Source organism: Tepidanaerobacter sp. GT38 (assembly GCF_021991635.1).
In the GTDB taxonomy this organism is placed as follows: Bacteria; Bacillota; Thermosediminibacteria; order Thermosediminibacterales; family Tepidanaerobacteraceae; genus DTU063.
In genome coordinates this window covers 1-8,314 of the sequence record NZ_JAFFJA010000114.1, presented here as the reverse complement: position 1 = coordinate 8,314, position 8,314 = coordinate 1, and the positions used below count along the sequence as shown (strand labels likewise).

General features: G+C 45.7%; 8 protein-coding genes, 1 pseudogene and 1 riboswitch. All 9 genes and pseudogenes read left to right on the top strand.

The genetic code is table 11. The features are described 5' to 3' along the window. Positions 1-238: pseudogene (locus JT739_RS12020) on the top strand (cell division ATP-binding protein FtsE); the annotation flags it as partial. Beyond that, a complete protein-coding gene (ftsX, locus tag JT739_RS12015; RefSeq protein ID WP_237661369.1) occupies positions 228-1,100 on the top strand; it encodes a permease-like cell division protein FtsX in 873 nt (290 codons plus the stop codon). The pseudogene JT739_RS12020 and the gene ftsX, both read left to right, overlap by 11 nt. A gap of 22 nt (positions 1,101-1,122) precedes the next feature. Further along, complete coding sequence (locus tag JT739_RS12010) at positions 1,123-2,253, top strand: murein hydrolase activator EnvC (RefSeq protein WP_237661368.1); 1,131 nt, start codon at positions 1,123-1,125, stop codon at positions 2,251-2,253. 107 nt (positions 2,254-2,360) lie between these two features. Next, positions 2,361-3,773 (top strand): ISLre2 family transposase, encoded by a 1,413-nt coding sequence (locus JT739_RS12005; protein WP_237661367.1) that lies wholly within the window; start codon positions 2,361-2,363, stop codon positions 3,771-3,773. A gap of 198 nt (positions 3,774-3,971) precedes the next feature. Continuing rightward, a riboswitch (FMN riboswitch) is annotated at positions 3,972-4,118 on the top strand. Between the two features lie 62 nt (positions 4,119-4,180). Continuing rightward, the gene (gene ribD, locus JT739_RS12000) at positions 4,181-5,302 is read left to right on the top strand and encodes a bifunctional diaminohydroxyphosphoribosylaminopyrimidine deaminase/5-amino-6-(5-phosphoribosylamino)uracil reductase RibD (protein ID WP_237661366.1); all 1,122 of its coding nucleotides are present in this window, start codon (positions 4,181-4,183) and stop codon (positions 5,300-5,302) included. Beyond that, complete coding sequence (locus tag JT739_RS11995) at positions 5,287-5,934, top strand: riboflavin synthase (protein ID WP_237661365.1); 648 nt, start codon at positions 5,287-5,289, stop codon at positions 5,932-5,934. Before ribD ends, JT739_RS11995 begins: the two co-directional genes overlap by 16 nt. A 54-nt stretch (positions 5,935-5,988) precedes the next feature. Then, positions 5,989-7,191: a bifunctional 3,4-dihydroxy-2-butanone-4-phosphate synthase/GTP cyclohydrolase II gene (locus JT739_RS11990; protein ID WP_237661364.1), complete on the top strand. Its 1,203-nt coding sequence runs from the start codon at positions 5,989-5,991 to the stop codon at positions 7,189-7,191. 21 nt (positions 7,192-7,212) lie between these two features. Next, a complete protein-coding gene (ribE, locus tag JT739_RS11985; protein ID WP_237661363.1) occupies positions 7,213-7,692 on the top strand; it encodes a 6,7-dimethyl-8-ribityllumazine synthase in 480 nt (159 codons plus the stop codon). A 124-nt stretch (positions 7,693-7,816) separates the two neighbouring features. Further along, a partial coding sequence (locus JT739_RS11980) for a cell division ATP-binding protein FtsE (protein ID WP_370642677.1) occupies positions 7,817-8,314 on the top strand: 498 nt, incomplete at its 3' end.

Here is an 8,314-nt window from a genome sequence, read left to right as displayed (position 1 = left end):
TAATAAAATTTTACACTATCACGTAATCATTGCCGATGAACCTACCGGCAACCTAGACCCGGATACTTCCTGGGAGATAATGAAATTGCTGGATGAAATAAACAAAAAAGGCACGACGTTAATTGTTGCCACCCATGCCAAAGAACTCGTAGATGCCATGAAAAAAAGGGTTCTACAATTAGAAGATGGACGACTAGTGAGAGACGAAGAGAGAGGGGTTTACCGCTGTGAAACTTAGGACCATCCGTTACTTTTTCAAAGAAGCTTTCGTAAACCTTTTTCGGAACGGATGGATGAGTTTAGCTTCCATAGGAGCCGTGGCTTCGGCTTTGATAATATTCGGCTCTTTTTTGATGATCTCGATAAACTTTGATTACATAGCAAAAAATGTAGAATCTCAGGTGGAGATTACCGCGTACGTCGAGGATTCGGTAGACAAGTTAAGACTGAACCAGATAGAATTGGGAATAAAAAGTATTGATGGGGTCAAAGAGGTTGTATTTGTATCGAAAGAAAAGGCTTTAGAGGAATTCAAAAAACAGGTAGGCGAGGAACTGCTGGAGGGCATAGAAAATCCGCTGCCCAACTCCTTTCGGATTAAGGTTGAAACTCCCCAGGAAGTAGCGGGAGTGGCGGAAAGAATACAGAAAATAGATGGTATAGAAGAGGTAAAATACGGCAAGGGCGTGGTAGAAAAGCTGTTTAAAATTACTTACTGGATGAGGCTGGTGGGCCTGGCCGTAATGGCGATTTTCGCTGCAATATCGGTTTTCATCATATCGAACACCATAAGGATTACGGTTTTTTCCCGACGCCGGGAGATAAGTATAATGAAGTACATCGGTGCTACCGACTGGTTCGTTAGGTGGCCTTTTTTGCTGGAAGGCATGATACTTGGGTTTTCCGGTTCGCTGATTGCAATTGCGTTGCTGGCAGCTGGTTACAGTTATTTGTACAACATGGTGAAATTGAATGTTCCGATGATTCCTCTTCTGCGTCTAGAAGAATTTTACGATTACAGTCTGGGGCTGCTTCTCATGGGGACTTTTTTAGGAGCCTTTGGCAGCGGCTTTTCGGTGAGAAGATTTTTGAGGGTCTAGTCGCCGAAAGGAGGTTTGGGGTTTGAGAAAACAGAGAGCCAGTAACATTGTCGGTTTAATTTTGACCTTCTTTTTTCTCATAACGTCGGTGGCACCCGCCGGCGCGAGCGATCTTGAAAATTTAAAAAACCAGCAGAGTAAGATATCGAAAAAAATACAGGATATAAGGAATTCATTGATAAAAGTCAACGCTCAAAAAAATAACGTTGTAGAGGAGCTCGAAACGATAGAAAAGGACCTTCAAGAGACGCAAAGAGAGCTTGCAGCTACCGAGGCCCAGTTGAAACTCACCCAGCAAAAACTGGCTGTTACCCAGCAGGAGTTAAAAAAAGCCGAAGAAGAAGTGAAAAAGCAGGAAGATGACCTGAAGACGAGGCTTCGGGCGATGTACAAAGCAGGGCCTGTGGATTATCTCGAAGTAATGCTTGAAGCTACAAGTTTTTCGGATTTTCTGACCCGAATAGATATGGTAAAGCGCCTTTTGGACTATGACAAAGGACTTCTCATGGACTATCAAGCGAAAAAAGAATTGGTGGAAAAGAAAAAAGCTGAGCTGGAAGCTCAGCGCCAGGCCATAGCCCGGCAGTATCAAATTATAAACACTCACAGGGCGAAACTGGCTTCCCGCCAGCAGGACCGCCAGAGGCTTTTGGCCGTTCTGGAAGAGCAAAGAAGGGAATACGAGCGCCAGCAGGACCAGCTAGAAGAGGAATCTAGGAAAATAGCGGAGATGATACGACAAATTCAGGCGAGAAGCTCGAAGAGATACGTCGGAACCGGAATATTTCAATGGCCTGCCCCAAGTTCCAGAAGTATTACATCTGACTATGGCTGGCGCGTTCACCCGGTATACAAATCAAGGCGTTTCCATACGGGGATAGACATAGGTGCTCCCATGGGGGCAGATGTGGTAGCTGCAGACGACGGCGAAGTGATATATGCCGGCTACTACGGCGGATACGGCAATACCATAATCGTTGACCACGGCGGAGGTATTTCAACGCTTTATGCTCACCTTTCCAAAATATTGGTGGGCGAAGGGCAGAGCGTAAAAAGAGGAGAGAGAATAGGCCTTGTTGGCAGCACCGGTATCTCTACGGGGCCTCACCTTCACTTTGAAGTGCGCAAGGACGGTCAAGCATGGATGGTGTAAAATTTTCTTAGGTCAAAAAGAAGGAAAAACCAGGACGGACATAGAAGAAAGACCTCACCATCCTCTAACCAGGATGAGTTAAAAACTCAAAAGGACGGTGAGGTCTTATGGAAATAATTCGGTATGTATTTAAAACATTCCTGCTTTGTGCACAAAAAATTTTAGAATTACTTTCAGGAAAATACACTTTTCCTGAATTTGAAGAAGAACTTCATAAGCTACTAACTGAGCTGGGGAAAAACGTATGTGGGATTGTATTAAAAGAACTTGATGAAAAGATATACAAAGACAAGAAAGAGAGGAAAAATTGGGTAGTATTACAGAAAGACTGCGAGAGGACTATTACCACAAAATTTGGAGATATAACATATAAGAGGCGCTATTACGAGAATAAAGAAACGAAAGAAAAAGCCTATCTTGTAGATAAGGCAGCGGTCATCCAGAGATATGAAAGAATAGGTATAGGGTTAAAAGCAGAGATAGCAGAACTTTCTACGATAATGTCTTATGGAAACGCCGTAGAAGAAATAAAAAGGAATGCGGCTGAATGTGTCAATATAAGCCGTCAAACCGTAATGAACACGATAAAGGGAATGGAAGGAATAAAGCCTTATGAGCAAATCAAAGAAAAAAGGAAGGCACAAGTTCTCTATATAGAAGCGGATGAAGACCATATACATTATCAAGACGGGAAAAACGGTATAGTAAAGCTGGTATACGTGCATGAAGGCAAAGAGAGCTTGGGGGAGGGGAAAAATCGGCTGAAGAACGCAAAATACTTCTCAGGAGTTTACGAAGGGAAAGAAAAAGAAGAATTATGGAAGGCAGTATGTGAATACATAACCAGCACATATGAAGAAAGGTATATAAAGCGCATCTACATTTCGGGAGATGGAGCAGAATGGATAAAATTTGGAGCAGAATACATACCTGACGCTATTTACGTATTAGACCTATATCACTTACAAAAATACGTTACTATGGCGTTCAAAGATGAAAAGAAACTAAAGAGAGCACTATGGAAAGCAATATACAAAGGCGACCTGGAGAAGGTAAAGGAGATTTTTAACGACAGATATAACAGCTGTAAAAGAGAAGGGGAAAAAGAAGCGGTAAAGAGGGCGCTGGAGTATATAGAAAACAACTGGGAAGGGATATTAAGTTACAGCCGATACAAAGAAGAGATAGTGGGATGTAGCGCAGAGAGTCATATAAGCCATGTATTATCGGAAAGACTTTCAAGAGGGCCCATATCGTGGAGCAAAGAAGGTGCCCATAAGATGGCCCAATTAAGGGCAGTAAAGGCGAGTGGAATAGAGTTAAGAGAAAAAATAATCAAGCAGCGTTATGAAGGATTAAGGCCTGTAGAATTACCGAAAGAGATTATATATAAAGCGAAGCAGCGCATAAAGAAGCTCAATGAAAGATATGGGAAAGTAACGGAACTGCCCATATTGTTGAACAAGAAGACATTTACGAGCATGGCAATAAAATCGCTGTTACAACAATCGATAATATAATTCTTACAAGAGGGAAGGGAGGAAGGAAGGGAAATTGTGCTTGCGAAATGATAATATTTACCAACTATTTTAGAGAGTACAATTATCTTCCGAAAATCTATCCTGTGTAGAGTGATGGTGGGGAATAAAAACCTAAAAAAACTTGACGCGATCTGCTTTGTATGGTATTATTAAATAAACTGAATATCAAATTTTTAAGAAAGTCTTCGGGGCAAGGTGAGAAGGCATTTTGCCTTCAATTCCTGACCGGCGGTGATAGGCGAAAAGCCTTAAGCCCGCGAGCCGAAAGGCTGATCCGGTGAGATTCCGGAGCCGACAGTATAGTCTGGATGGGAGAAGACTTGTTTAATTATTTTATCCGAGAATACCCTGAAGACAGCAGGGTATTTTTTTTGCGGAGGTATTTTATGGAAAGAGACATTTTCTTCATGAAACGAGCGCTGGACTTGGCAAAGAAGGGGAGAGGCACCACCAGTCCAAATCCTATGGTGGGGGCGGTAATAGTAAAGGACGGCGAGATAGTTGGCGAAGGCTACCACAGGAAAGCTGGAGAGCCACATGCCGAGGTGATGGCCTTGGCCCAGGCGGGCGAAAGGGCCAGGGGGGCGGAGCTATTCGTAAACCTTGAACCCTGCTGCCACTTCGGTAGAACACCCCCTTGTGCCGATGCGATAATAAGGGCCGGGGTAAAAAGGGTTGTAGTGGCTATGACCGACCCGAATCCCCTGGTAGCCGGTAAGGGCATAAAGCGCTTGAGAGAAGCTGATGTGGAGGTAGAAGTCGGACTACTGGAAGAAGAAGCGAGAAAATTGAACGAGGTGTTTATAAAGTATATCACCACTGGCAGCCCCTTCATAGTCGCAAAAATAGCCCAGTCCCTTGATGGCAAGATTGCTATGGCCTCGGGCGAATCTAGGTGGATTACCGGAGAACCTGCCAGGATAAAGGCCCACGAGTTTAGGAGCTGGTACGATGCGGTAATGGTAGGTATAGGCACGGTACTGGCTGATGACCCGCTTCTCACCTGTCGGTTGCCGGGAGAAAGAAAAAGCCCACTCAGGATAGTGGTGGATTCGTGGGCCAGAATACCCCTTGACGCGCGGATGTTGGAATGCAAAGACGGGCGGGTGATACTTGCCACCACGGAAAGGGCCGATGGCGAAAAGGTCAATGCTCTGAAGGGAAAGGGCGTTGAAGTGATAAAGGTTCCCGCTGTCGATGGCAGGGTAGACCTTAAGCGGCTGATGGAAATCCTGGGCAGTATGGGGATAACTAGCGTGTTGGTCGAAGGAGGGGCCACCCTTATAGCTTCTTTCATAAAAGAGAATCTGGTGGATAAACTGCTGGTGTTCCAGGCTCCTTTGATAATAGGCGGCGATGGAATTAATTCTATTGGAATTCTTCCCATCGATCAGCTGAAGCAAGCTCCACGGTTCAAATTTCATTCAGTCGAGGCGATAGGCGGGGATCTACTCCTGGAAGTCTATCCTGACCCTGGAAAAGGAGGATCCTCATGTTTACCGGGATAATCGAAGAGGTAGGAATTGTTACTAAATTGGTCGGGTCTTCTTCGGGAGCCCTGATTACCATTTTATGTAAAAAAATACTGGAAGACCTTGAGATAGGAGATAGTGTTGCGGTCAATGGAGTATGCCTGACAGCAAGAGAGGTCAAAAACGATTCCTTCGTGGCCGACATTATGCCCGAAACTTTAAGGAACACAACCTTGAGCGAGCTTTCGGCGGGAAAGCGAGTAAATCTTGAAAGAGCTCTAAAAGCGGAAGGTAGGTTTGGCGGGCACATAGTCTTGGGCCATGTGGACGGGGTTGGTAGAATACTTAGAACTTATCCCGAAGGAAACGCGGTGGTGTTTGAGATAGGCGTGCCGCCGGAGCTAATGAAATATATTGTACCCAAAGGTTCCATAGCCGTAGACGGCATCAGCCTGACCGTCCAGGCGGTGAGTATCCATGGATTTTCAGTTTCTATAATACCCCACACCCTCAATACTACGGTCCTCCAGTACAAAAACCAGGGAGACACGGTAAACATCGAAACTGATATTATAGGAAAGTACGTGAGAGAGTATCTGTTAAACCTCCAGGAGGACACTTCAGGTAAAGGCCTGACTGCTGAAATGCTAAAGCTTTATGGCTTTTAGCCGGTTCAGGGCTGCTTTTTCAACCTTAGAGTCTAAACAGGAAGGAGAAAGTCGATGTCGGGGGAATTTAAATTCAATACCATTGAAGAAGCCATAGAGGACATTAAGCAGGGAAAAATGATAATCGTTGTCGACGACGAGGACAGGGAAAACGAGGGAGACCTTGTCATGGCTGCGGAGAAGGTAACGCCGGAAGCCATAAGTTTTATGGCAATTCACGGCCGCGGCCTAATATGCGTCCCCATTACGAAAAAAAGGGCTGAAGAGCTTGACCTGCCCTTGATGGTTGGCAATAACACTGACAATATGGGTACCGCATTTACGGTATCGGTGGATTATGTCGGAAATTCCACTGGCATATCAGCTTATGACAGGGCCGATACAGTAAAGGCGTTGATCGATCCGGCCACGAAACCCCAAGACCTGCGCCGCCCGGGCCACATCTTTCCCCTGATAGCCAGGGACGGTGGAGTGCTACGGAGGGCCGGGCACACCGAAGCGGCCGTAGATCTTGCGCGATTGGCCGGGCTTTATCCGGCCGGCGTTATCTGTGAAATAATGAAGGACGACGGCACCATGGCAAGGCTCCCCGACCTTATGAGTTTTGCCAAAGAATGGGGATTAAAAATAATCACAATAGAAGACCTCATAAGGTACCGCAAAGCCAGAGAAAAGCTGGTGAGGCGGGTGGCAGAAACGCTCTTGCCCACCGACTACGGCGAATTCAAACTGATATGCTATGAAGATGTCATTACTTCCGAGACCCATCTGGCGCTCATGAAGGGGGAAATAAAGAAGGGAGATGTACCTCTTGTGCGCGTGCACTCGGAATGCCTTACCGGAGATGTTTTCTCTTCACAGCGCTGTGACTGCGGTCCTCAATTGAGAGCGGCCATGAAGTTAATTCAGGAGGAAGGAAAAGGTCTGATTCTGTATATGCGCCAAGAGGGCAGAGGTATCGGGCTTGCTAACAAAATAAGGGCGTACGCTTTGCAAGATGCAGGATTCGATACTGTGGAAGCCAATCTGAAGTTAGGGTTTCCTCCCGACCTTCGGGATTACGGTATAGGTGCGCAGATACTCAAGGACCTGGGGGTTGAAAAGATGCGCCTTCTTACCAACAATCCTAGGAAAGTAGTGGGCCTTGCAGGTTACGGCCTTGAGATAGTGGAGCGTATACCGCTCAAAATCCCGCCTACTAAAAACAACGCAAGGTACCTGGAGACCAAAAAAGAAAAGCTGGGTCACTGGCTATAAAAAAAGGAGGAGGATGGTAAAATGCCCAAAATTATCCAGGCCAAACTGACAGCAGAAAACCTGAGATTCGGCATTGTTGTCAGCCGTTTCAATGAATTCATCACCAAAAAACTTCTTGAAGGTGCGCTCGACTGCCTGGTTCGCCACGGTGCCCAAGACGAGGCTATCGAGGTTTACTGGGTGCCGGGAAGTTTCGAGATACCCCTTACAGCGAAAATAATAGCAGAGAGCGGGCGTTTCGATGCGGTAATCTGTCTGGGCGCCGTCATTAGAGGTGCAACGCCTCATTTCGATTACGTTGCTGCAGAAGTTTCTAAAGGGATTGCTTTAGTATCTCTTGAAACAAAGGTGCCAACCATTTTCGGCGTTCTGACCACCGATACCATAGAACAGGCGGTAGAGAGAGCGGGCACCAAGGCGGGAAATAAGGGATGGGATGCAGCACTGACAGCTATAGAGATGGCCAACCTTAAAAAATTACTACCAAAAAGCGGCGAATAGCCGCTTTTTAAATTTTTCGCGGGAATATATTACCATAAAATATGAGCCTTGAGAGGGAAGGAATTTTGGGATTTGTGTCGAACTAAAGAAATAGTTGATAAGGAGTGGATTGAAAGTGCAACACATTATAGAAATGGTGGGAGTATCAAAAATTTACCCGGGCGGGTGTGTAGCGCTCAGGGACATAAACGTAAAGATAGAAAAGGGCGAGTTTATTTTTCTTGTAGGACCGACTGGAGCGGGAAAATCTACATTTCTGAAGCTCCTTTTTCGCGAGGAATTACCCACGCGAGGCCAGATTTTTATAAACGGAAAAAACATCACCCGTTTGAAGCCAAAGGAAGTACCTTATCTGAGGAGAAGGTTAGGAGTCGTTTTTCAGGACTTCAGGCTGCTTCCCCAAAAGACCGTCTATGAAAACGTGGCTTTTGCCATGGAAGTTATAGAGGCGTCTCCACGGGAAATCAGGAAAAGGGTGCCAAAGGTTATAGAAATGGTAGGGCTTTCTCATAAAATGAATTCAAGGCCCCACGAGCTTTCGGGAGGAGAACAGCAAAGAGCTGCCTTAGCGAGGGCTCTTGTCAACAATCCGGACGTAATCAGATCGCGTCAAGTATTTTTA